This is a genomic window from Gordonia alkanivorans NBRC 16433 (assembly GCF_000225505.1).
GTDB classification, from domain to species: Bacteria; Actinomycetota; Actinomycetes; order Mycobacteriales; family Mycobacteriaceae; genus Gordonia; species Gordonia alkanivorans.
This window is the reverse complement of the sequence record NZ_BACI01000117.1, coordinates 86,684-108,417: the sequence shown is the minus strand read 5'-3', so window position 1 is coordinate 108,417 and position 21,734 is coordinate 86,684. Positions and strand designations below refer to the sequence as shown.

Sequence of the window (21,734 nt, the reverse complement as noted above, 5' to 3'; positions counted from 1 at the left end):
GGGTCAGATCGCGCTGAGCGTCGACCGCAACCCGCTGGCCCGCTGCACGCGTCGGTTGACGGCCGCGGTGAGCACGTCGGCGGTGCCGACGATGCGCACCCGGCTCCGCGCGCGGGTGATCGCGGTGTAGAGGAGCTCGCGGGTCAGCAGTTCCGAGCCGGCCGGCGGCAGGACGACGGTCACCTGATCGAACTGGCTGCCCTGACTGCGGTGGATCGTCATCGCGTGGACCGACACCACGTCGGCGAGCTGGGTCGGGTGAAGCAACCGGACCTCACCGCCGCGCCGGAACGCCACCCGGACCGCATCCGACGAGTCGGGACGATTCGCGCGCTGCGGCTCCGTGTCCGGGCCGGCGATGACGACACCGGTGTCACCGTTGAAGGTCGAGGTCTGGCGATCGTTCGCCGTCACCAGGATGGGTTGTCCCACATACCAACCCATGTGTTCGGCCTCGGTTGTGCCCAGCCAGTCGGTGATCCGCGTCGTCCATCCGCGAACGCCCCACGAGCCCTCGCGGTGCGCACACAGGACCCGGTGAGAGTCGAGGGCGTCCAGGGCTCCCGCCGCGTCGCCCCGGCGAGCCGCGGTGCGCAGGCCACGGCCCCACGACAGGATGTCGCCGGCCACCCCGTCGAGGTCGTCGGGGGCGACCAGTTCGACGTCGCCGATCTCCGGTGAGGTGACCAGTTCCAGGACCGCATCGGGATCGCCGGCGTTGACGGCGGCCGCGACCTGCGAGATGCCGCCACCGAACCGGAACTGCCGCCGGAGGGTGATGACGCCGTCGGCCATGCGTGCCACGTCGTCGGGATCGAGATCCTCGGCGGCGGGATCGAGGCCCACGGCGTCGAACGCCTGCGTCGGTGTCGTCGGCGACCCGTCTGTTTCGGCGGTTGCCGGGACGTCGGTTCGTTCGACGAGATCGGCCAGTACGGCGCCCGCCTCCACCGAGGCCAACTGGTGCGGATCGCCGACGAACACGACCCGTGCGTCGGGACGAACCGCGTCGAGCAGCCGGCTCATGGCCGTCATCGACAGCATCGACGTCTCGTCGACGACGATGACGTCGTGCGGCAGGGTGCGCCCGCGTCCGTACCGGGGATTCGAACCGGGGCGCCAGCCGAGCAGAGAGTGCAGGGTGACCGCGTGGGCGGTGACCGGGAGGGTGGATTCGGCCTCGACGGAGGCCTGGAGCTGTGCAGCGGCTCGCCCGGTGGGTGCGCAGAGTCCGATGCGGAGGCCGGGTCCCTGGAGACGGTCGAGGACGGCGAGGATACGGGCGACGGTGTAGGTCTTGCCCGTTCCCGGACCACCGGCGAGGACCGTCGTCCAGCGGGTCGCCGCGACCGCGGCGGCAAGCTTCTGGAGGGCGCCGTCGTCGGGCGAGGAGTAGACCGCCGCGATGGCCTCGCGGAGTGCCGCCGTGTCCACGGAGGGTGCGGTCCGAGACCGCCGGTCGAGGATCTCCCGAATCGTCTGTTCCTGCCGGAAGTACTTCTGCAGGTAGACGAGCGGGCCGTCGACCGAGTCGCGAACCACCAGCGGGCACAACGGTCCGGCGTCGCTCCCGGCGACGAGCGGACTCGCCGCCAACGCGTCGAGAAGGTCGCCGGGCGAGGGCATCTCGATCTCCGCGGTGTCCTCCCCCGCCGCCAGCTCCCCGATCCGGTCGAGGGCGAGGCAGGTGGAGCCGAGGCGGACGGCGCGAACGGCGAGAGCCGCACCGAGACGGGCGTCGTCGGACACGGATTCGCCACACATCCGGACCAAGCGGTCGGTGATGTGCAGATCCGCAGCGGCGAGAAGGCCCGCGGCGTTCCAGTCGGCGAGCGTGCCCGTCGCCGAGTCGACACGCTGGACATCGGGTGTGCTCATCGGATCTTCCCTCCGGTACCGGCGCTCGACTCCGCACCGGCCAGTGCGTCGGACAGGTCGACGACGAGCCCGGCGGGCAGCATCCACTCGAAGACACCGCAGCCGGGCGGGGTGTCGGGCCCGGCCATGCCGCGCACGAAGTGGTACTGCACCGGTCCGAGATGCCGGGCCGGCTCGTAGTCCGGCACCCGCCAGCGCAGATACCGATGCAGCGCAACCGAATACAGCATGGCCTGGAGCGGATAGTGGGCAGCGATCATCTCGCCCGCCATGGCCTCGGCGTCGAAGTCCTCCACCACCAGGTCACCCGGTCGGATGCGGTTGGTCTTGTAGTCGACGATCACGTAGCGGCCGTCGGGGATCCTCAGCACCGAGTCGATACTGCCGGTGAGGAATCCGCGGAGGCGGCGGCCCGGCACCGCACGCAGGTGGTCGGCGTAAGCGCGCAACGGGTCCGACTCCGGCAGATGCTCTTCCATCAGGTCGGCGAGACGGTCCAGGGTCGTGCCGCCGTCGGATGCCGCCTCGCCCGCAGGGCCGAGCGGCAGTTCGAAATCGAGTTCGGCCAGGCGATCACGAGGGTCGATGCTCCAGAGATTCCCGAAACCGAGGGGCGTGGTGAGCACACCGATCAGGGCGGCGACGAGCCGGTCGGGGTCGATGTCGCCGGCGAGCGCGCCGAGTGCTCGCGAACAGAGCTCGCGGACATGGGCGTCGATCTCGGGCGCCGAGGTGTCGACGTATTCGAGAACCTCGTGGACGAGGGTTCCGAAGGCCGCACCGAACGGCAGACCGTTCATCAGCGATGGCATCCCGTGACGCATTGTGGCCGAATCGGTTTCAACATCCTCGGCGACGTCGCCGGGAAGTGCGACGGGTTCGTCGTCGAGGATGTCGGTCACCTCGTCGTCGGGTTCGCTGCCGGTCTCGACGACCGAGGTCGACGGCCCACCGGGTGAACCGTGCGCCCCGTGGGCGACATCGGCGGTGAGGGCCGAGTACGAGGTGCGACGCCAGTCCTGGTCGATCCGACGGTCGAAGTGCGCGATGTCCAGGGCGGCGGGGTTGTCTCCGTCGCCTGCGGCCGGAGGCACGGTGTCCGTGTCGAGTCGGCCGGCCGGTTCGACGGAGATCGACGGGTCCCGCTCGGCGAGGGTGCGCATGATGCCCACACAGTCGGCATCGGCCTCGGGGATCGGCACCTCTCCGGCGACCGTCCATTCCGGGTCCCCCGTCGAGGACCGAATGGCGTTCTCGCGACCGAAGATCAACCGATGCAGCGGTCCGGTCGTGGTGTTCCGCGATGGCGCCCACCAGGCCACGACCTGTGACTGGGCGCGGGTGAGCGCGACGTAGAGCAGACGCAGATCCTCGCCCGCGACCTCGTCGGCGTAGCGACGGCGTCGCGCGGCCCGGTCCGGTGCCTGCTGGCCGCCCACGTCGAGCCGACGGGTTCCCGATTCGTCGTGGTAGGTGATGTTGCCGCGGTCGTTGACCCAGGTGCCGTCCCACCCGTAGGGCACGTAGACGATCGGGAACTGCAACCCCTTGCTCGCGTGGACGGTCATGATCTGGACGGCCTGGGTGTCGCGGTCGAGGCGTCGGCTCTGGTCCTCGTAACGTTGCCGCGACGAGGTGTCGGTGATCCGTTCGGTCAGCCACTCGACGAGTGCGCTCAGCCCTTCACCGGTCTCGACGACGTGTTTGTTGCACAGCGCCGACACCTGGATGAGGTCGGTGAGGGTGCGTTCGCCGTTCTCGACCGTGAGAACGCGCGCCGCCACTTCGTGCGCGTCGAACAGGCGCTGGGCCATCGCGGCGAATCCGCCCTGCGCGAAAACCCGGGCGAGCATGGACAGTTCGGCACCGAGCGAGGCGACCTCCGGCTCGGCGGCGGTCGCCACCCGTGCGGTGGACCACCCGAAGAGGGCGGTCAGGGCGGCCATGCGCACCCGGTCCGGACGGGACGGTTGTTCGACGGCACGCAGCACCCACAGCCATTGCTGGGCAGCCGATGTCGAGAAGACGTTGACACCCGACCCGATCACCGAGTTGATGCCGCGTTCGGCGAGCTCCCGCTGCAGCGGTTCGATGGTGCTGTTGAGGCGCACGAGGACCGCGATGTCGCCGGGGTCGACCGGCCGGGACACACCGTTCAGGTCGATATGGTCGCCCACGGCCAGGACGTTGGCGATGTCGTCGGCGACGTCGGCGGCGATGCGTGACCGCACCTCCTTGACGCCCGGGAGGTTGAACGAGTTGAGGGCGCCGAAATCCCGGCGCAGGAACGCCCGGAGTCGGAACGGTGGACGGCCTTCGAGCCGGCTGCCGGCGAAGGCGGCCTGGACCGGGCGCGCCACGATGTCCGGATGCCCTAGTGTCGCTTCGCCGTACAGGTGCTGAAGGGCTCCCACGAGTGCACCGTCAGAGCGGCGGTTGACGTCGAGCGCTTTCAGCGTGTCGGCGGACGACACCGCGGCGAGGTAGCTGAGCACCTCGGCACCACGGAATCCGTAGATCGACTGCTTCGGGTCGCCGACGAGGATCATCCGACGATGGCCGTGGAAACAGCGGCGGAGGATGTCCCACTGCAGCGGATCGGTGTCCTGGAACTCGTCGACGAGCACCACGGAGAAGGTGTCGCGAATCCGTTGGCACGCACGGTCGCCGACCACGTCGTCGTTGACGATCCGGTGCAGGATCGCCTGGAGGTCGTCGTACGTGCGCACGCGGGCATCCCGCTTGCGGGTCTCGACGTGCTGCCGGACCGCCTTGGCGAAGCTCACCCGGCGCGCGGCGACATGGTCCGCGGCCGGCCCGTCGGCGAGTGCGCGCTCGTCCGGGGCGAGTGCCACCGACGCCTGGCGGACGGCGTCGCGCGCGATCTCCCGTGCCTCGGCGAAGCTGAACTCCGGTGAGTCACTGGCCCAGAAGCCGCGCAGGTAGAGGTCGAGCGCGACCTCCTCGGTGAGTTCATCGACTTCTTCGACGATGGAGTGGACGAGCTCTCGTTCGCCGAGGAAGCCCAGTGCCTCCAGCATCCGGTTGCAGAACGTGTGCGTGGTGGCGATCGTCGAGGCGTCGAAGTCGCTCAGTGCGCGGGCGAGGTTCCCGCGGCGCGTGCGGACCTCCTCCGGTGTGCCGCTCGCCAGCTGTCGCAGCAGTGCGTCGTCGTCGGCCTGCGCGGGCCCGGACAGGACCTCGGCGGGATCGGCGAGGACGTCGAGCAGTTCACGCACACGGGCGCGCATCCGTTCCCGGAGTTCGGCGGTCGCCGCCCGGCTGAAGGTGACGAGCAGCATCTCCGAGATCGGTACGCCGTCGGCGAGATACCGGGCCGCGAGCCCGACGATCGCATAGGTCTTCCCCGTCCCGGCACTCGCCTCCAGAACCGTCGTGTGCTCCGGCAGTCCGGCGGTGATGTCGAAGGGTTCCGGGCGTCTCATGTGCCCTCCCGGTGTTGGCCGACGGGAACCCAGACCGCGCGGGCCAGCCCGGTGAACAGCGGTTCGTCCTCTGCCAGAGCGAGTTCCACCCCGCCGAGGACGCGGTCGGCCGGTGCCGGCTCCTCGAGCAGGACGTCGAACTCGACGTCGGCCAGGACATCGCCGCCGAAGGCGAGCTTGAGGTACCGGTCGTGGCGAGGACCGAAGGTGTCGTCGAAGACCTTGCGCGCACTGTTCAGTGCCCAGTGGCTCCGTCGACCGGGCCCGTCGTTGTCGACGAAGGTGAACGCCGGTTCCAGCGGCAGCGGCAGCGGGCGGCGCAGACCCTCGTCCCGCAGCCTCACGAGCTGATCGAGCAGCGGTACCGGATCCTCCGGGCGCCGGAGCGTGAGCGTGGTGGTCCCGCCCCTCGGGCTGCGCGACCGACCGACACCGCGGAACCGACCCGTGCCGCGCCGGCATTGCCCTGGGTCGCGGCCGCCGCGACGGCGAGCAACGTGATCCAGGCGCTCAGCTGCTGTTTGGCCTTGAGGCGCGAGTACGTGGCGCGGACGAGGCGGGCCTGTCCGTCGCCGGTGAAGACGTCGCCGACCGTACCGTGCACGCGTCGCCCGTCCGGCAGTGTGACGAGGATGTCGAGGGTCTCCGGCGATCCCGGACGCAGCGGTGCGACGACGCCGTGCAGCCGGGTGACCGCACGCGAGATGGCCTGCAGTTCGCGGGTGCCGAAGGCGAAGGGCGGCAACGTGCCCCGACGGAGTTCGGCGGCCTCACAGTCGCCGAGGGGCACACCCGACAGCATCCGGGTGAGGAAACGGTCGCCGATCCCCCACTTGTCGAGCGGGTCGAGCTCGACGTCGAGCTGGTCGTCGTGCGGTGTCTCGTCGTCGGGAATCCGGGCGCCCAGCCGTTGGCGGACGAAAGCGGTGATCGGGTCGACGTGGAAGTCGATGAGCGACGCGAGGTCGATGTCGGCGAGCTCGGGCGTCGGTTCGGGCGCGGGGAGGGCCTCCCGGGCGGCGGGAACGACCGGGTCGGCCGGTCCGCGCAGGGCCTTGGCCCCCGCGAGCAATGACGCGTCGTGGCTGAACGGTCCGGCGATGCCGGGGACGCCGCCGTCGATGAAGTTGCGGGCGTCGAAGCCGTGCAGGGAATGTCGCCGCACGATCGTCGGCCGGTCCGGGCCGGTGAGACCGTCGAGGATGTCGATCAGTTCGCTGACCACCACGGCGGGTGGGATGTGCCGGCCCGACACGGGGTCGGCACCGCTGTAGAAGACGAGCAGATTGTCCCGCGCCGCGCCGATCGCGTCGAGGAAGCATTGCCGGTCCTCGTCCCGCGGATTACGTTCCCCTACGAGCGGATCGACGCCGAGCACGTCGTCCCCGTCGATGCGCTGTACGCGCGGGAACACCTCGGCATCGATACCGAGCAGCACGATGACGCGGTGGGGCACCGAACGCATCGGGACCATCGTGCACACGGTGAGCTCACCGGTCCGGAAGTTCGACCGGGTGGGACGTCCCGCGATCAGGGCGGACAGCAGGTCGCGCACGTCGGCGAGACGAAGTACCTCCTCGGTGGTGCCGAAAGCGTCCTCGAGCATCCGGATGGCCTGTGCGCGTTGCCAGTCGTCGGCGGGTGCGGTCGCGGTGAGCGACCCGACCGCCTCGACGAGCGTCTCGGCCCACCGATGAGCGGGTGCGGTCGTGGTCAGCTCCGCGAGTACGCGCCCGAGGCGATCGAGGAACTCGTCGAGCCGGCCGACCAGGTCGATACCGGTGCTCTCCACACCCGCGAGAGGTAGTGCGGTGCCGAGCCATTCGTCGTCGGTCTCCTCGGCGACCACCCCGAGCGCGATGCGGTCGAGACCGGCGTCGAAGGTGCCCTGGCGGAAACGTTCGAGACCGAACCGGGCACGTTCGGCCGTGCCGAGTCCCCAGCGGACATTGCTGTGGCCCAACCATTCCCGGACCAGGTCCAGGTCGTCGTCGGTCATCGCGAACCGCGTCCGGACGGGTTCGGTCCCGAGCAGATCGAGGACGTCGCCCGCGGTGACCCGGCCGGCCGCGAGTTCGACCACGCCGACGACGGTGTCGATGACCGGGTTCACGTGACGCACACCGCGATCGGCGAGGCGAACCCGGAGATCGAAGGCGGGGTGCGGCAACCCGGCCTGTCCGAAGGCACCCCGGATCAACGGCGCGAAGGTCTCGACGTCGGGGCACATGATCAGGACGTCGCGGGGTTCGAGGGTCGGGTCGTCGGCGAAGAGGTGCAGCAACCGGTCGCGCAGCACCTCGATCTGCCGTTCGGGACCGTGGCACGCGTGGACCTCGACCGACCCGTCGTCGGTGAGTTCGGCAGACGGTGCCGCGCCGGGGTCGGCGTCGTCGCGGATACCCGACTGGAGAGCACCGAGCAACGTGTCGGGCAGCGGCGTGCTCGGCTGATGACGGACGTCGCGGTCGACGACGTCGCCCAGCCGCAGCTGGAGTTCCTGGAGGTCGCGGGACAGCCCGGCCAGCAACGGGTTCCGGAGTTCGGGAACCGGACGTTCGCGCCGGCGCGGCGGGACGCTCACGCCGACCGCTCCCCCGGCGGACTCTCCCCCGGCGGCGGCTCGGAGTTCTTCCCACAGACGGGGACTCGCGTGCGGGACGAACAGATGGACGTCGTGGTGCACGCTCACCGCGGAGATGATGTTCCGGAACGACTCGGTGATCCGCGTGGGGCCGAACACCGAGAAGCGGTCGGGAAGGTCGGCGACCCCGGGGTCGGACCGTAGACGGTCACACACCTCGCCCAGGACCTCGGCCGGATGGGGCTGTCCGATCTCGGCTCGCACCGCACGCCAGAACCCCGCCTGCCAGGCCAGGTCGTCCCGCAGCGGCCCACCCGCCCCGTCGAGATCGTCGCCCGCCGCCCAGCCGGCGATCATCGACGGACGGGATCGTCCGTATCGCTCGAAGAGCTCGGCCAGATGTCGCGCGGTCGCGTAACGGCGGCCGATCCGGGGTGACGCGTCGTCGCCCGCACCGACGTGACGGGCGATCACCGTCAGCTCGGGGTCATCGATCCGTTCATCGAGGACTCGGAGCACCGGCCAGGTCAATTCCGCAGCGCGCCAGGGATTCCCGGTCGACAACGGGGTGTCGGTCGCGAAGCGGTCACCGGTGAGGACCGCCGCCGAGATCGCGTCCGACAGCCGTCCCGGACCGGTGAAATCGATGTTGGCCGCGATGCCGTCGGACAGCTCGGGACCGGAACCGAGCCGGCGGGCGAGGTGCTGGGCGAGCCAGCGTTCGACACCGGCCGCCGGTACCGAGATGATCTCGGTACGCATCGGATCGTCGAGCGGCGTGGCCAGCACCTCGGCCAACGTGTCGGCCAGGGTGTCGGTGCGCTCGGCGCGATGAAGGATCAGCACCAGGCTCGGTCAGCCGGCGGTGTTCGCGCGTGCCGAATGGAACTTCACCGGTTCGCCCAGGCTGTTGAGGAGGACCTCCCGCAGCTGATCCGGAATCGGCGTCGGCCGGCCCACCGCCGGGTCGACGACCACCAGCGTCGTCTCCGCCGTCGCGCAGAGGACGCCCTCCTTGTCGAACAGGCGCAGCGCCATCGTGAACGACGATCGACCGACCCGCCCGATGCACGAACGCACGGTCACGGGGTGGGTCGAGTAGTGGACGGGTGCGGAGAACTCGATGTCCTGGCGTGCCACGAGGAAGGAGAAGTTCCGCGGCCCGTCGGGAATCCACTCGTGGAAGGAACGCACACGCGCCTCCTCGAAGAGGCGGGAGATCTGCACGTTGTTGATGTGATTGTTGATGTCCATGTCGCCCCATCGGAGATGGACGGGGATCTCGAGGACATAGTCCGGTGCAGATCGTTCAGAGGCCACGGCAGCAACCATAACGGCGGGACACGCCCGCTGCGTACTGCGGTACCGACCGTGTCGAGACCGTAGACTCGCCTCCGGGGAAACGGCAGAGATGCGCAGGCAGGCAGTCGCCGCCCGCGTCTCCGCCACGGTGCGTCCGCGCGATTCGCGGGCTCAAGTCGGGCAGTGAGGGGCCTCGGGTGAACATCGACACGGCACGGGCACGTCTGCGCCCGGTGTCTGCGATGGACATCGACGACCTCGTCCACCTCGACAGCGATCCCGAGGTCATGCGTTTCGTCAGCGGCGGCACCCCGACCCCCCGGGCGGTCATCGAGGACTGGGTGGTGCCCCGGGCCGAGTCCGAGCGCCGGATGTACGGGACCGGCACCTGGGTGCTCTGCGATCCCGCCACCGACGCATTCCTCGGCTGGGCGTCGCTGCGTACTCCGCGTCACAGCCGACGCCCCGAACTCGAACTCAGCTACCGCATCCGCCGGACGGTCTGGGGACGCGGCCTGGCCACCGAGGCCGCATTCGCCCTGATGGCATTCGCCTTCGACCATCTCGACACCGAACGCGTCTTCGCCGGCACCGTCGCGGGCAACATGCCCTCGCGGCGCGTCATGGAGAAACTCGGCATGACGCTGTCGGGAATCCACGTGGGCGAGGAAACCGTTGGAGCAGGCATGCCCACGCATCCGCTCCATCTCGGTCCCGACCGGTACGAGGTCGAGTACCAGATCCTCAAGACCGAGTGGCAGCGACGATCTCTGCGCTGGTCATCGGCCAGCGATCTGACAGCCTGACCCCTGTGGCGACACCGTCCGCACGGCCGTGACCGCGCTCAGGGCGTCGCGCCACGCCGTCCTGGTCGCGCCCGGTCGCGCATCATTGACTACCGTTGTGGGCAAGTACGGTTTTGCCTCGATCCCCGTCACGTGGTTCGGCCACGTCACGACACGAATCCACACGGTACCGAAGCACAAACCGTCCCCCATCGAGCGAGAAGGAGATGTCTGGAGATGAGCAGCCCCGCCGTCCAGGCCCCCGCTGTAGCGGCCACCGACCGCAGGAAAGTGGTCATCATCGGCTCCGGCTTCGGCGGATTGTTCGCCGCCCAGCGTCTGGCGAAGGCCGACGTCGACGTGACGCTGATCGCCAAGACCACCCACCATCTCTTCCAGCCGATGCTCTACCAGGTTGCGACGGGCATCGTCGCCGAGGGTGAGATCGCCCCGGCGACCCGCGTCGTCCTGCGCAAGCAGAAGAACACCTCGGTACTCATGGGCGACGTCTTCGACATCGACCTCGAGGCCAAGACGGTCTCCTCGCGACTCCTCGAGCGCATCACGGTCACGCCGTACGACGACCTGATCGTCGCGGCCGGCGCCGATCAGTCGTACTTCGGCAACGACCACTTCGCCGAGTACGCGCCGGGTATGAAGACCATCGACCACGCCCTCGAACTGCGCGGCCGTATCCTCGGCGCCTTCGAGCAGGCCGAGCTGTCCCACGACCCCGCCGAGCGCGCCAAGCTGCTCACCTTCGTGGTCGTCGGTGCGGGACCGACCGGTGTCGAGCTCGCCGGCCAGATCGCCGAGATGAGCGACAAGACCCTCAAGGGCGCGTTCCGCAACATCGATCCGACCGAGGCGCGGGTCATCCTCCTCGACGCCGCCCCGGCAGTGCTGCCGCCGTTCGGGCCGAAGCTCGGCGGCAAGGCCGCAGCCCGTCTGGAGAAGATGGGCGTGGAGATCCAGCTCAACGCGATGGTCGTCGACGTCGACTACGACGGCCTGGTCGTCAAGGAGAAGGACGGCACCACCCGTCGCATCGAGTCGCAGTGCAAGGTGTGGTCGGCCGGTGTGCAGGCCAGCCCGCTCGGCCAGCAGCTCGCCGAACAGTCCGGCGTCGAACTCGACCGCGCCGGCCGCGTGAAGGTCGGACCGGATCTGACGATCCCGGGTCACCCCGAGGTCTTCGTCGTCGGCGACATGATGGCCGTCGACGGCGTGCCCGGTGTCGCCCAGGGCGCCATCCAGGGCGGCCGCTACGCCGCGGACGCGATCAAGGCCGAGCTGAAGGGCCAGACGCCGGACCAGCGCAAGCCGTTCAGCTACTGGGACAAGGGTTCGATGGCCACCATCTCGCGGTACTCCGCGGTGATGCAGGTTCCGGTCCCGGGCTTCAAGAAGCCCTTCGAGACCGAGGGCTACTTCGCGTGGCTCGGCTGGCTCGCGCTGCACCTCGTGTACCTCGTCGGGTTCCGCAACCGACTGAACACACTGATCAACTGGTTCTTCGCCTTCACCACCCGAGGCCGTTCACAGCTCGCCGTCACCGAACAGCAGGTGTACGCGCGCACCGCGATCGGACAGTTGTCGGCGCTGGAGAAGCAGGCCGCAGAAGGCAACGGCAGCGGACCCGATGCCGAGGCCGCCGAGACCGACTCCGGAACGGTCGACTCGAAGGCCACCGACGCCTCGGGATCGGTACCGACAGAAGGCAAGGACGCTGTGGGCAAGCAGTCCGAAGCGGCCAGCTGACGCCAAGACCGGCAGACCCGCAACAGCGCTGGTTCCCTATCCGCTGGGGACCAGCGCTGTTGCGTCGAGGGCATCGGTGAGGCGGCGAGTGGCCGTCACCGACGAGCCGAGCGCACTGGTGAGGGTCGCTTCGCCGACCAGCCGTAGGCGGGCCGCGAACTCGCTCGGGTGCACGTCCTCGGCGCGATCGTCCGGATAGCGGAAGACACTGCTCATCGCACGATGGCCGATCGCGGCGGCCGGTGTCGACGCGCCCAGCGCCACGCGATGTGCCAGCCACACCTCTCCGCCGACCGCCACCCGTAGACCTCCGGTCCAGGCGCCGGTGCGGTCGCGCTCGATCCGGTCGAGATCCGTGGTGGTCGCCCCGTCTATCTGCACGGATCGGCCGATCTGGACGTGTTCGTACAGATCGAGGACCGCGGACGGATCGAGGGCGGCGACGATGTCCGAGGTGTGGATCGCGCCGCCGGCGACCACCGTCGGTTGCGGATCGAGGCGCAGGCGGCCACCCGCACCCACCTCGATCTCCCATCTCACCCGGGAGTCCAGGCGGTCTCGTGCGGGCAGGGCGATCGTGGCGGCGACACTGCCGACGCTCAGATGCGCTCCGGGCTCCACGCGAATGCGGACCACGATCTCGTCACCACCCAGCGGTGTGGCCGCGGTGCCGATCAGCTGGGCGTGGCCGGGTGAGGTCACCCGGACGGCGAGACCACCCGTCGCGCGGTGCCGCACACCGCGGTCGGCGGTCGCAACGATCTCGACGTCGGTGCGCATCGCTACCTGGCCGTCACGGGCGCGGCGAGCTGCTCGCGCACCCAGGCCAGCACATCGGTCGCCGCCGGATCGTCGGTCAGCGAGATCATCGCCGTCGGACGCCCCTCGCGAACCTTGTCGGCATCGCGACGCATGACCCCGAGGTCGGCGTTGACGCGCTCGGCGAGATCGGTCTTGTTGATCACCAGCAGATCCGAGAAGGTGACGCCCGGACCGCCCTTGCGCGGGACCTTGTCGCCGCCGGCCACGTCGATCACGAAGATCTGGACGTCGATGAGGCCCGTCGAGAACGTCGCGGTGAGGTTGTCACCACCGGACTCGACCAGAATGAGGTCGAGCGGCGGGTTCGCCTCGACGAGGTCGTCGATGGCATCGAGGTTCGCGGTGATGTCGTCGCGGATCGCGGTGTGCGGGCATCCGCCGGTCTGCACGGCGGTGATCCGCTCGTCGGGCAGAACCGCGTTGCGGCGGAGGAAGTCCGCATCCTCGGTGGTGTAGATGTCGTTGGTCAGCACGGCCACCGACAGCTCGTCGCGCAGCTGGCGGCAGAGTGCCGCGACGAGGGCGGTCTTGCCGGACCCGACGGGACCGCCGACGCCGATGCGCAGCGCCTCACCGGGTTCACGCTTCCGGCGGGGCCGGTCGTGGTCGTGGCTGTGGGGCTGCCCGTCGATGAGATGCGGGGGCATCGTTGACTCCTCTTGGTCGGACCCACAAGTCAGGTACCTGCGGGTAGTTCAGGACATGAAGAGCGGCATCGGTTGCCGCTCATGACGTTCGGCGAAGATGTCGAGGACCGGGTCCGACGTATCGGCGAGGCCCACCGCCGCCTCGGCCGCGACGCGTTCACATTCGGCGCCGAGATCGGCGATCATGATCGACACATCCGCCGGGTCCAGGGCGAGCAGGCGCTGGCCGGCGGTCGCCGACCCGCTCATCGTCGTGTACACGAGGACCAGTGCGGTGTGGAATCCGGACAGCGACGACGCCGCGCCGATCGATCCGCTGATCACCGGCAGATGTGTCGTCGGCCGATGCGCCGACCAGTCGTGGTCGGGGAACATCCGGCGCGCGAGCCGGACCATCCCGCGACCCTGCGCGAGCGAGGCCTTCCGGGCCGCGGCCGACGGGGTGCGGGCGTCCATCTCTCGTTGCGCCGCGCCGACTTCGATCACGCCGTCGGCGACCGCGGCGGCGACCGATGCCGCGACGAGACCGCTCGTCGTCACGCGGCGGTACAGGAAGTCGGCGAGATCGGCTGCCGTACGGATGAATCCGTCGGCAATCGCCTGCTCGACACCACCGGAGTGCACGTGCCCGCCGACCGGCAGCCGGGAGTCCGCCAGCGACAACATCATCGCCAACGGGGCGGGCGCGGGCGAGGACGGCGGCGGTTCCGGACGGTCGGACATCAGAACAGGAAATACCGCTGTGCCATCGGGAGTTCGGACACCGGTTCGGCATCCCACACCTCGCCGTCGACCTTCACCGTGAACGTGTCGGGGTCGACCTCGATCGTCGGGCACGCGTCGTTGTTCACCATGTCGGCCTTGCCGACGCCTCGGGTGTTCTTGACCGGGACCAGACGACGATCGACGCCGATCCGTTCGGCGAGGTCGGGGTCCGCGCCGGGGGCGACGAAACTCACCGATGTCGCGGCCGCCAGTTTCGGTGCGGCACCGAACATCGGGCGAGGCAGGACCGGTTGCGGGGTGGGGATCGACGCGTTCGCGTCGCCCATCGCGGCCCACGCGATCGCGCCGCCCTTGATCACCAGATCGGGCCGGACGCCGAAGAATGCCGGATCCCAGAGGACCAGGTCGGCCAGCTTGCCGACCTCGACTGACCCGATCTCGTCGTCGAAGCCGTGCGCGACGGCCGGGCAGATCGTGTACTTGGCGATGTACCGCCGGGCCCGGTTGTTGTCGGCGCGACCGTCACCAGGAAGCGCACCGCGCTTGCGCTTCATGACGTGTGCGGTCTGCCAGGTGCGCAGGACCACCTCGCCGATGCGTCCCATCGCCTGCGAGTCCGAGCCGATCATCGAGATCGCACCGAGGTCGTGGAGCAGGTCCTCGGCGGCGATGGTCGACGGCCGGATCCGGCTCTCCGCGAAGGCCAGGTCCTCCGGCACCGTCGGGTTGAGGTGGTGGCACACCATCAGCATGTCGAGGTGTTCGTCGAGGGTGTTCACGGTGTGCGGTCGCGTCGGATTCGTCGACGACGGAAGCACATTGGGATATGCCGCGACCGTGATGATGTCGGGCGCGTGGCCGCCGCCGGCACCTTCGGTGTGGTACGCGTGGATGCTGCGGCCGGCGATCGCGCCGAGCGTGCTCTCCACGAAGCCCGCCTCGTTCAGGGTGTCGGAGTGGAGTGCGACCTGCACCCCGGTCTCGTCGGCGACCCGCAGGCACGCGTCGATCGCGGCGGGGGTGCTCCCCCAGTCCTCGTGCAACTTGAAACCCGAAGCGCCCGCGCGGATCTGCTCGTGCATGGCCGCGGCGCTGACCGTGTTGCCCTTGCCCAGCAGGGCGATGTTCATCGGCCAGTGGTCGGTCGCGGCGAGGATCGACGCGAGGTGCCAGGCGCCCGGCGTGACGGTGGTCGCCTTGCTGCCCTCGGCCGGACCGGTACCGCCGCCGATCAGCGTCGTGATGCCGTTGCCGAGTGCCTCGTCCATGATCTGCGGGCAGATGAAGTGCACGTGGCAGTCGATGGCGCCGGCGGTGACGATCTTGCCGTTGCCGGCGATGATCTCGGTCGACGGTCCGATGACGAGGTCGGGGTGGATGCCGTCCATCGTGTCGGGGTTGCCGGCCTTGCCCATCGCGACGATGCGTCCGCCGCGGATTCCCAGGTCCGCCTTGATGATTCCCCAGTGATCGAGAATGACGACGCCGGTGATGATCGTGTCGGGCGCCCCGTCGGCGCGGGTCGCCCGGCTCTGGCCCATCGACTCACGGATCACCTTGCCGCCGCCGAAGACCGCCTCCTCGCCCGCACGGCCGGGTCCGCCCGAGAGGTCGTCGGTGACCTCGATGAGCAAATCGGTGTCGGCGAGTCGGATCCGGTCGCCGGTCGTCGGACCGAAGAGCTGCGCGTAGCGGTCGCGTCCGAGTGTCGCCATGTCACTTGCTCCCGTCGGCGTCGGTCGTGCGCGCCGGCGAGCCCACCGGCCCGCATTCACCCGGCGGATCCATCGAGATCCCGTACACCTCACGGGTTCCCCCGAGCGGGACGAGACCCACGGTCATCTCGATCCCCGGCTCGAACCGCACGGCGGTGCCGGCCGGGATGTCGAGGCGCCGTCCGTGCGCGAGCGCGCGATCGAAGTCGAGGGCGGCGTTGGACTGAGGGAAGTGGACGTGGCTGCCGACCTGCACCGGGCGATCACCGGAGTTGACGACGCTCAACTCGACCACGTCCGCGCCGGCGTTCAACTCGATCGTGCCCTCGGCGGGGATCACCTCGCCCGGGACGAGCGAGGAGCGTGTGGCAGTGGGTGGCGTAGCCGACATCTCGGCCTCTCTTCGACAGCTGGAGATCGGTTGGCGGAGCGGAGTTCAGGCGATCGGGTCGTGGACGGTCACCAGCTTGGTGCCGTCCGGGAACGTCGCCTCGACCTGGACGTCGTGCAGCATCTCGGGCACGCCGTCCATCACGTCGTCGCGTCCGAGCACCTCACGACCGGAGGTCATGAGCTCGGCCACCGACCTACCGTCGCGGGCCCCCTCCAGAACATGATCGGTGATGAGCGCGACCGCCTCGGGGTGATTGAGCTTCAGGCCGCGCGCCTGCCGCCGTCGCGCGAGCTCGGCCGCATACGAGATCAACAGCCGTTCTTGTTCATGCGGCGACAGTCGCACCGAGTTCGCTCCTCGCAGATGGCCGACCGGGTGGTCGTCGTTGATGGCAGTGGAGACATCCTGCCACGCCGAGGAGGCCTCGGCTCGCCGACGGCCACCGGGTTCGCCGGTGATCGCGAGATCAGTACTCCGGCGGTGAGACCGTGACCGCTCGGACCGGGATTCGCGAGACGAGCTCCGACCGGTTACCGGGCTTCGATGTTCTGGAGTCGCACCTGGGTCCTGGCGAGCAGCGTGCCATCCTGATCAACCATGTCGACGGCCCACAGCTGCTGACGCCGACCGCGGTGGATCGGCGTCGACGTCGCGGTGACCGTGCCGGCGCTGACGGACTTGAGGAAGTCGGTGTTGTTGTTGACGCCGACCGCGTGACCGCCGATGCCGGTCTCCTGCAGCCAGATGAATCCGCTCATGCTCGCCACGCTCTCACCGATCGCGCAGTAGACGCCGCCGTGGACGATCCCGAACGGCTGATGGTGACTCTCGGTGATCTCCATGGTGGCGACGATCCGATCCGGACCCGCCTCGACGACCTCGAGTCCGAGCACGCCGTCGAGTCCCTTGCCGAAGGAGTTCCGGAGGATCTCGTCCGCACTGTTCGCAGTCATGGCGTCAACATTGGCACGGCCGTCCGGCGTTCGCGATACCGACCCGGGAACACCGATGCCGGCCCCGGCGTTGTCTGTCCAGTGAAAGCGGAAGGCCCCGCACCTCGATGAGATGCGGGGCCCTCCGTGACGTGAACCGGGGGTCTCTGCAGCCCTCAGGACTCTCGCGCGGTCCGACGTGACACTTAATGTAGGCTAGCCTTACCAACGTGTCAAGGGCTCGGGCGTAAGGCCACGTGAAAGGCGAAATCGCCTCCGCGGACGCGACAACCAGATGAAGACGTGAGCCGAGGGCGCACAACGGAAGGCACAGCAGTAAAATGCGAAAGATGAATGGGCTAGGCGACCTCGAGCGCGCGGTGATGGACACGTTGTGGGCGGGCTCCGAACCGAAGACCGTCCGGCAGGTGCATGCCGAACTGTCCCAGGATCGATCCCTCGCCTACACGACGGTCATGACCGTTCTGCAGCGTCTCGCGAAGAAGAACCTGGTGACACAGATCCGCGACGACCGCGCACACAAGTACGTCCCCACCCACCCCCGCGAGGACCTGGTCGCGAGTCTGATGGTCGACGCACTCAGCGAGGCCGACGCGCCCGGATCGCGGCACGCAGCCCTCGTCTCGTTCGTCGGACGGGTCGGTGCCGACGAAGCCGCGGCGCTCCGCCACGCTCTCGATGAACTCGAAGCCGCCCGAGGAACCCGCGACACCGGTTAGATTCGCGGCACAACCCCCAACAGCCCACCCCTGAGGAAGCCCACCGGATGACCGCCCTGCTCTTCGGCATCGTCAGCCTGGTGCTCGCCGGACCCGTACCCGAGGCATTATCTCGGGCGCAGTGGCCGATCCGAGCGCCACGCGCGGCGATGACGCTGTGGCAGGCCATCGCACTCGCCGCCGTGTTGTCGGCGTTCAGCTGTGGCCTGGCGATCGCCGCCAACCTCCTGGTGATCGGGGCCGACGGCACGCCGACGACGCATCCGCTCCGCGAGATCGACCGCCTCGGCCTCCCCCTGTGGCTGACCTGCGTGGGCGTCTTCATCCTCACCCTGCTGGTCGGCGCCCGCCTCTTCTACACGACCATCCGCGTCGGACTGCGCACCCGCGCCCGTCGCAAGGCCCACCGCCAGCTGATCGACATCCTCGATCGCTGCGACCGGACCGACGCCGATGACCCCCTCTACGCCCGCGACGTCCGCATGATCGACGTCGAGCAGCCGCTCGCCTACTGCCTCCCCGGTCTGCGCCAGCGCGTCGTCGTCAGCGAGGGTGTCGTCCACCGACTGACGCGCGACGAGCTCATCGCCGTCATCGCCCACGAACGCGCACATCTACGGGCCCGACACGACCTCGTGCTCGAGGCCTTCATCGCGCTGCACGAGGCCTTCCCGCGGTTCGTCCGTTCCAGGTCCGCTCTCGGCGCCGCCGAACTGCTCGTCGAAGCGCTCGCCGACGACCAGGCCGTCCGAGCCACCGCACCGACGACCCTCGGCCGCGCGCTCGTCGCCTGCGCCGACGCGGTGGCCCCCCGCGGTGCGATGGCGGTCGGCGGGCCGACCACGCTCACCCGCGTCCACCGCCTGCGCGACGACCGCCCCGCCCACTGGATCGCGGTCGGCGCCTACGCGACTGCCGCTGTCATCCTGGTGCTGCCGACCCTCGCGGTCGCGATCCCCTGGCTCACCGAGCTCAACCGCCTGATGTCGGCTTTCTGAGTCCGCCAACCCCCGACCGGTTGAACACCTTCCGCGCGCGGCCCGAATGGTGAGGCAGATCGCCGGATCGGATCGTGAGGCAATAGGCTGTCGGACATGAACAACGTCGAGGCATCGTCACCGTCCGGGAAAGCTCAGATCGGCGTCACCGGTCTGGCCGTCATGGGTTCGAACATCGCGCGTAACTTCGCCCGCAACGGGTACACGGTCGCGCTGCACAACCGCAGCATCGCCAAGACCGACGCACTGCTCGAGAACCACGGCAGCGACGGCAATTTCATCCGCACCGAGACGGTCGCGGAGTTCGTCGCCGCACTCGAGCGCCCGCGCCGCGTGCTGATCATGGTCAAGGCCGGCGACGCCACCGACGCGGTGATCAACGAGCTCGCCGACGCGATGGAGCCCGGCGACATCATCATCGACGGCGGTAACGCCCTCTACACCGACACCATCCGCCGCGAGGCGGCGATGTCGGCGCGTGGACTGAACTTCGTCGGCGCCGGCATCTCCGGTGGTGAGGAAGGCGCCCTCAACGGCCCCTCGATCATGCCCGGCGGACCCGCCGAGTCGTACAAATCACTCGGCCCGCTGCTCGAGTCGATCGCCGCCCAGGTCGACGGCGAACCCTGCTGCACCCACATCGGTCCCGACGGCAGCGGCCACTTCGTCAAGATGGTCCACAACGGCATCGAGTACGCCGACATGCAGCTCATCGGCGAGGCCTACGACCTGATGCGCAAGGCCCTCGACATGCCCGTCGCCGAGATCGCCGACGTCTTCCGCGAGTGGAACGGGACCGAACTCGAGAGCTACCTCATCGAGATCACCGCCGACGTGCTCAGCCAGGTCGACGCCGAGACCGGCAAGCCGCTCGTCGACGTCATCGTCGACGCCGCCGGCCAGAAGGGCACCGGCCGCTGGACCGTGAAGTCCGCGCTCGACCTGGGCATCCCGACCACCGGCATCGCCGAGGCCGTCTTCGCCCGCGCCCTGTCCAGCGCCACCGACCAGCGCGTCGCCGCCCGCGGCCTGTCGTCGGGCAACCTCGGGGACGCGCCCACCGACAAGGCGCAGTTCATCGCCGACATCAAGACCGCGCTGTATGCCTCCAAGGTCGTCGCCTACGCCCAGGGCTTCGACCAGATCGCCGCCGGCAGCGCCGAATACGGTTGGAACGTCGACCGCGGATCGCTTGCCACCATCTGGCGCGGCGGCTGCATCATCCGCGCGCAGTTCCTCAACCGCATCCGCGAGGCCTACGCCGACGATCCCGAGCTGCCCAGCCTGCTCCTCGCCCCCTACTTCCGCGAAGCGGTCGAGGTCGGCATCGACAGCTGGCGCCGCGTCGTCGCCACCGCCACCCTGCTCGGCATCCCGGTGCCGGCCTTCGCCTCGTCGCTGTCGTACTACGACGCCCTGCGCGCCGAGCGCCTGCCGGCCGCCCTCACCCAGGGCCTGCGCGACTTCTTCGGCGCCCACACCTACAAGCGCGTGGACAAGGAAGGCACCTTCCACACGCTGTGGAGCGGCGACCGCTCGGAAGTGACCGAATAGGAGCCTGCGAGAACCGGTGCGATTCATCGAAGGCCATCGGCCGACCCACGACCTGACCTACGACGATGTCTTCATCGTCCCCAACAGGTCTGATGTCAGTTCGCGATTCGATGTCGACCTGTCGACCTCGGACGGCAGCGGGACCACCATCCCGATCGTCGTGGCGAACATGACGGCGGTCGCGGGCAAGCGCATGGCCGAGACGGTCGCGCGCCGCGGCGGACTCGTGGTCCTCCCGCAGGATCTTCCCATCGAGGCCGTCGCGTCGTCGATCGCGTTCGTGAAATCGCGCCACCTCGTGGCCGACACCCCGGTCACGCTCACCCCGTCGGATTCGGTGTCCGATGCGGTCGCGTTGATCCCCAAGCGATCCCACGGCGTCGCGGTCGTCGCCGAGGACGGACGCCCGGTGGGTGTCGTCACCGAGAAGCGGTGCCGCGACGTCGACCGCTTCGCCCGGGTCCGCGAGGTCCTCGACCCCGACATCGTCACCCTGCCCGTCGACACCCCGCCCCGCGAGGTGTTCGACGCGCTCGGCGACCTCCACCTCGGCGTCGCCGTGCTCGTCGACGCCGACGGCAAGCTGGCGGGTCTCCTGAACCGCGTGGGCGCGCTGCGCCACGCGATCTACGAACCGAACGTCGACGCGTCCGGCAAGCTGCGGATCGCCGCGGCCGTCGGGATCAACGGCGACGTGGTCGGCAAGGCCCGCGCGCTCGTCGCGGCCGGTGCCGATGTGCTCGTCATGGACACCGCGCACGGGCATCAGGAGAAGATGCTGACCGCACTGAAGTCGGTCGCCGATGCGGGACTCGGTGTCCCGATCGCGGCGGGCAACGTGGTCTCCGCGGAGGGCACCCTCGACCTCATCGCCGCCGGCGCGTCGATCATCAAGGTCGGCGTCGGCCCGGGCGCGATGTGCACCACCCGGATGATGACCGGCGTGGGTCGGCCGCAGTTCTCCGCGGTGGCCGAATGTGCCGGGGTCGCAGCGAGTCACGGTGCGTCGGTGTGGGCCGACGGCGGTGTCCGTCATCCGCGCGACATCGCCCTGGCGCTGGCGGCCGGTGCGTCGAACGTGATGGTGGGCTCGTGGTTCGCGGGCACCCACGAATCACCCGGCGATCTCCTCGAGGACGAGCAGGGCCCGTACAAGGTGAGTTTCGGTATGGCGTCGAAGCGGGCGGTGGCCGCGCGGTCGACCGGCGACAGCCCGTACGACCGTGCCCGCAAGAGTCTCTTCGAGGAGGGCATCTCGTCGTCCCGGATCCGGCTCGATCCCGATCGTCCCGGCGTCGAGGACCTCATCGACCACATCTGTTCCGGGATTCGCAGCACCGCAACCTATACGGGGGCCAGGAACCTGCGGGAACTGCACGACAAGGTCGTCCTCGGAGTCCAGTCGCCCGCCGGTTTCGCCGAAGGGCGTCCCCTGCCGGGCGGGTGGTGA

At 69.4% G+C, this 21,734-nt stretch carries 17 protein-coding genes and 1 pseudogene; 6 read left to right on the top strand and 12 right to left on the bottom strand.

What is annotated here, in order from left to right; translation table 11 throughout:
- Positions 1–3 precede the first annotated feature (3 nt).
- From recD to GOALK_RS21375, 5 genes and pseudogenes are all read right to left on the bottom strand, one after another.
- Entirely contained in the window at positions 4–1,878 is a 1,875-nt protein-coding gene (gene recD, locus GOALK_RS21395) for an exodeoxyribonuclease V subunit alpha (protein ID WP_006360931.1), read from the bottom strand.
- The gene (locus tag GOALK_RS21390) at positions 1,875–5,324 is read right to left on the bottom strand and encodes a UvrD-helicase domain-containing protein (protein ID WP_006360930.1); all 3,450 of its coding nucleotides are present in this window, start codon (positions 5,322–5,324) and stop codon (positions 1,875–1,877) included. Before GOALK_RS21390 ends, recD begins: the two co-directional genes overlap by 4 nt.
- On the bottom strand, positions 5,321–5,668 hold the full coding sequence (locus GOALK_RS24685) for a hypothetical protein (protein WP_006360929.1): 348 nt from the start codon (positions 5,666–5,668) through the stop codon (positions 5,321–5,323). Before GOALK_RS24685 ends, GOALK_RS21390 begins: the two co-directional genes overlap by 4 nt.
- A gap of 105 nt (positions 5,669–5,773) precedes the next feature.
- A pseudogene (recC, locus tag GOALK_RS21380) lies at positions 5,774–8,697 on the bottom strand (exodeoxyribonuclease V subunit gamma); the annotation flags it as partial.
- A gap of 66 nt (positions 8,698–8,763) precedes the next feature.
- On the bottom strand, positions 8,764–9,240 hold the full coding sequence (locus GOALK_RS21375; RefSeq protein WP_006360927.1) for an acyl-CoA thioesterase: 477 nt from the start codon (positions 9,238–9,240) through the stop codon (positions 8,764–8,766).
- A gap of 167 nt (positions 9,241–9,407) precedes the next feature.
- On the opposite strand from GOALK_RS21375, the gene GOALK_RS21370 reads away from it, so the two are divergent.
- Both GOALK_RS21370 and GOALK_RS21365 read left to right on the top strand, forming a co-directional pair.
- Entirely contained in the window at positions 9,408–10,016 is a 609-nt protein-coding gene (locus tag GOALK_RS21370) for a GNAT family N-acetyltransferase (RefSeq protein ID WP_006360926.1), read from the top strand.
- A gap of 216 nt (positions 10,017–10,232) precedes the next feature.
- Positions 10,233–11,756, top strand: a complete 1,524-nt coding sequence (locus GOALK_RS21365) for an NAD(P)/FAD-dependent oxidoreductase (RefSeq protein WP_006360925.1) — start codon at positions 10,233–10,235, stop codon at positions 11,754–11,756.
- Positions 11,757–11,792: 36 nt separating this feature from the next.
- Here the strand turns inward: GOALK_RS21365 and GOALK_RS21360 are convergent, their stop codons facing one another.
- From GOALK_RS21360 to GOALK_RS21330, 7 genes are all read right to left on the bottom strand, one after another.
- Positions 11,793–12,536 (bottom strand): urease accessory protein UreD, encoded by a 744-nt coding sequence (locus GOALK_RS21360; RefSeq protein WP_006360924.1) that lies wholly within the window; start codon positions 12,534–12,536, stop codon positions 11,793–11,795.
- Positions 12,537–12,538: 2 nt separating this feature from the next.
- Entirely contained in the window at positions 12,539–13,225 is a 687-nt protein-coding gene (gene ureG / locus GOALK_RS21355) for an urease accessory protein UreG (protein ID WP_006360923.1), read from the bottom strand.
- A gap of 48 nt (positions 13,226–13,273) precedes the next feature.
- Complete coding sequence (locus GOALK_RS21350) at positions 13,274–13,948, bottom strand: urease accessory protein UreF (protein ID WP_040004408.1); 675 nt, start codon at positions 13,946–13,948, stop codon at positions 13,274–13,276.
- Positions 13,948–15,666, bottom strand: coding sequence for an urease subunit alpha (locus GOALK_RS21345; RefSeq protein ID WP_006360921.1), 1,719 nt, complete (start codon positions 15,664–15,666; stop codon positions 13,948–13,950). The genes GOALK_RS21350 and GOALK_RS21345 overlap by 1 nt, the downstream gene beginning before the upstream one ends.
- Position 15,667: 1 nt before the next feature.
- Positions 15,668–16,057 carry an urease subunit beta gene (locus GOALK_RS21340; RefSeq protein WP_006360920.1) on the bottom strand — a complete coding sequence of 130 codons (390 nt, stop codon included), beginning with the start codon at positions 16,055–16,057 and terminating at the stop codon, positions 15,668–15,670.
- Between the two features lie 45 nt (positions 16,058–16,102).
- On the bottom strand, positions 16,103–16,405 hold the full coding sequence (locus tag GOALK_RS21335; RefSeq protein WP_006360919.1) for an urease subunit gamma: 303 nt from the start codon (positions 16,403–16,405) through the stop codon (positions 16,103–16,105).
- Positions 16,406–16,590: 185 nt separating this feature from the next.
- Positions 16,591–17,013: a PaaI family thioesterase gene (locus tag GOALK_RS21330; protein ID WP_006360918.1), complete on the bottom strand. Its 423-nt coding sequence runs from the start codon at positions 17,011–17,013 to the stop codon at positions 16,591–16,593.
- 320 nt (positions 17,014–17,333) lie between these two features.
- Here GOALK_RS21330 and GOALK_RS21325 point away from each other — a divergent pair, with 320 nt between their 5' ends.
- From GOALK_RS21325 to guaB1, 4 genes are all read left to right on the top strand, one after another.
- Positions 17,334–17,732, top strand: coding sequence for a BlaI/MecI/CopY family transcriptional regulator (locus GOALK_RS21325; protein ID WP_006360917.1), 399 nt, complete (start codon positions 17,334–17,336; stop codon positions 17,730–17,732).
- A gap of 47 nt (positions 17,733–17,779) precedes the next feature.
- The gene (locus GOALK_RS21320; RefSeq protein WP_006360916.1) at positions 17,780–18,730 is read left to right on the top strand and encodes a M56 family metallopeptidase; all 951 of its coding nucleotides are present in this window, start codon (positions 17,780–17,782) and stop codon (positions 18,728–18,730) included.
- A gap of 96 nt (positions 18,731–18,826) precedes the next feature.
- A complete protein-coding gene (gene gnd, locus GOALK_RS21315) occupies positions 18,827–20,284 on the top strand; it encodes an NADP-dependent phosphogluconate dehydrogenase (RefSeq protein WP_006360915.1) in 1,458 nt (485 codons plus the stop codon).
- Positions 20,285–20,300: 16 nt separating this feature from the next.
- The gene (gene guaB1 / locus GOALK_RS21310; protein ID WP_006360914.1) at positions 20,301–21,734 is read left to right on the top strand and encodes a GMP reductase; all 1,434 of its coding nucleotides are present in this window, start codon (positions 20,301–20,303) and stop codon (positions 21,732–21,734) included.